At 46.0% G+C, this 2,399-nt stretch carries 2 protein-coding genes; both read right to left on the reverse strand.

Annotated elements, in window-relative coordinates; all coding sequences use genetic code 11:
- Positions 1 to 165: 165 nt before the first annotated feature.
- Complete coding sequence (locus tag A8707_RS26005) at positions 166 to 387, reverse strand: hypothetical protein (RefSeq protein ID WP_231948483.1); 222 nt, start codon at positions 385 to 387, stop codon at positions 166 to 168.
- A gap of 932 nt (positions 388 to 1,319) precedes the next feature.
- Positions 1,320 to 1,865: a CAP domain-containing protein gene (locus tag A8707_RS26015; RefSeq protein ID WP_068820343.1), complete on the reverse strand. Its 546-nt coding sequence runs from the start codon at positions 1,863 to 1,865 to the stop codon at positions 1,320 to 1,322.
- Positions 1,866 to 2,399: the final 534 nt, after the last annotated feature.

The following is a 2,399-nucleotide window of genomic DNA, read 5'->3' on the forward strand; positions in this document are numbered from 1 at the left end:
CGTCTGAGGCTGAAGGCTTGCTCTAAAGTGAGTTCGGTGACTTGATCCATAACGATCACTTGCGCCCTCAAGGAGATAAAGCCGTGAACAAAGGTTTATCCCCGTTCGTTACGGTATTTAAATTAGTGTAACGAAATATTTACATAATTTGACGATTCCGAAAAACTATGTCCCTGCATCCCTTGGCGTTAGCTTTTCAAGCGCATTTGGATCAAAAAAGCCTGACGTGCGATCAATTCGGTCTTTTGTTGCAGGCACAATCAGAGCGTACAAATGGATGTCTGTGGCGGCGCGTAAAAGATTGTCCCTCAACTGGTTGCGGGTTTTATGAAATAGTTGATCCGAAATCTTGAGCAACCAGGTGAGATTGAGCATTCGACGAGGCAAAATGCTCTGGTTTGATGTTCTTCTGGCTGGTTTTCTCAATCTTCCCGTTTCCAAAGCAGGACAAATCTGGGTCTCTCGTGTAAGACCTTCGGGAGAATCGATGATGAGAACTTTAGCTCTGGCAGAAATGTCGCAGATTGATCATCGTGTAAGCCAAGCTCTTCAGGGCGTAGTGCAACTGACTGATCCGCTCGAAGCGCAGCAGTAAGGGGTTGAGATGCAGCAGAGGGTAGGACATCACTGCCCTACCCTCTGCTGCATCTCAACCCCAAATAAGCAAAGACGATGTTGAGATCGACGGTCAATATCAGAGACGTCGCACAGGCGGTTACTTTGGTGGCGCAGGAGCAAAAGTTCAATAAGGGCAACGATCCTAGCCTAAAAGCCTCAGAAAATTTCTGGGGCTTTGGACGTTTTTTTGTGCACAGCTATGCACACCTGTGAAAATGGCTCAAAGCCTTATGGGATGGCGGTTTCGCGGATGAAGGTAAAGGTAGCCGCTTGTGCATAAGCGCTGGCTTCGTCTGTTCCAATAACTTTCAGGGGCTACGCAGTTGAGAAAGCAAAGGAGGTGCGGTGAAACAAAAAGATGAACTCACCCAAGGTGACCGAGTCCGATTACATCAAGGACCAGCAGGCGCATTTGAACAGGAAGTTACGGTTTTGGCTAGAATCCTTATCCCGCAACACCTTCATCTTCCGTAAAGGCAACAGCTAGAAAAACGACCGTTTTCTTTGTGCCGAGCTTTTTGACGCTATGAGGTCTTGATCAGCACAAGAAAACCCATCAAGCAATCACAATCAGGTTAAATGGTCAGTTCTAAGTTTCCTGACCCAGTGAAACCGTAATTTTCTGCATGGATGCGCCCGCTAGTCCATTTAGAAGTTGAGATGCGGCAATAGAGATTAAACCGATCTCATCTTACTACTCGCTATTTGCGAATAAAGATCTGCGTAAAGTAGATCTCTCCTTTTGCGTTGCGACTGACTCCGACACCCGTTAACCCATAAGCTCCTTGAATGTTTTTTAAGTGTCCAGGGCTTTTAAGCCAGCTCTCTACCGCCTGAGTGGTAGGGTCTTCATAGCCCATGTTGTAAGCAATGTTTTCGGCAGCCCCGCGATAAGGAACCGACTTAGCGATTTCTTTAACACGCTGGTCAAAGCCTTGATGACTAAATGGCATCTTTCCGGCTGCCATGTCTTGGCTGTGCTGCCTTGCCTGCTGAGTCAGGCTGTCTGCGATCACCAGAGCTGGAAGCCCCAAACTAGCGCGATAGTGATTGATCTGCTGATAAATAGATTGCTCAAGTTGCGTCGTCGAATTTGTATAAGCAATTAAAGTAACAGAGACTGTAGAAGGCTGTACTGGTGTCAGGTTTACCAAATTCGTGCGGTTATCAGCGTGAGCCGGAACGCCCAGACTACCCACGAGGGCTAAGGCTGTGATTGTTGCTCTCGATAGAAGAGGTCTTAACATAGTAGAGTTTTATACAACGTCTACATAGATGAATAACACAGATATGGATTTTAGTTGTGATTATAATCACAAGTATCTAAGTAAAATTACAGATACTCAACCCCTTCTAAGCCCAACTTCTAACCACAAGAAACTCTGAGAATCCCACCCAAATGATTTGAGAAGTCGGTAGTCCGATCGAACCTCCGCTTTCAATCTGAAAGTGATTATGAAAATCATTACCACCAGCGAAAACCCCACTGTGAGTAATCTACGGGTGATAGATATAGATGCTTATTGGAGTTCCCGTAGCGTTTGGGCTAAAAACAACGCCAAGGACGAAAGCTAGACTACGATTGGCTTGTGGTGTTTGCCCGCTGGGTTGTGTTCAAGCGAGAAACTGCTCGACGCATCAGGTTTCCGGCTACCGACATAAAGCGGGACAGATTGAACGAAGCTTAAGAGAGTGTTTGTAAACAACTATTACAAACTTAGTACCTGTTCAGTAGTGAAGTGATATCAGGGAATAGGTTTGGCATGAGATGAACTATGGGT

This window comes from Phormidesmis priestleyi BC1401, from assembly GCF_001650195.1.
Lineage (GTDB): Bacteria > Cyanobacteriota > Cyanobacteriia > Leptolyngbyales > Leptolyngbyaceae > Phormidesmis_A > Phormidesmis_A priestleyi_B.